Genomic DNA, 257 nt, shown 5'->3' with positions numbered 1-257 from the left:
CGACTTCGCGCTGATGGCGTCCCTCGGCGTCAAGAACTACCGCCTGTCCATCTCCTGGCCGCGCATCTACCCCAACGGCGATGGCGAGCTGAACCCCGCCGGGCTGGACTTCTATCACCGCCTGTTCTCGAGCATGAAGAAGCACGGCATCACGCCGTGGGTCACGATGTTCCACTGGGACCTGCCGCAGTCGCTGGAAGAGCGCGGCGGCTGGACCTCGCGCGTGACGGTGGACGCCTTCGGCCGCTACGCCGACA

At 66.5% G+C, this 257-nt stretch carries 1 protein-coding gene; it reads left to right on the top strand.

Annotated elements, in window-relative coordinates; genetic code table 11:
• Positions 1 to 13: 13 nt before the first annotated feature.
• A partial coding sequence (locus ACG04R_RS28585; RefSeq protein WP_394418241.1) for a family 1 glycosylhydrolase occupies positions 14 to 257 on the top strand: 244 nt, incomplete at its 3' end.

Source organism: Pelomonas candidula (genome assembly GCF_043555985.1).
GTDB classification, from domain to species: Bacteria; Pseudomonadota; Gammaproteobacteria; order Burkholderiales; family Burkholderiaceae_C; genus Pelomonas; species Pelomonas candidula.
Note: the sequence above shows the minus strand (reverse complement) of the source record. Positions and strands in the feature narration are given on the sequence as shown.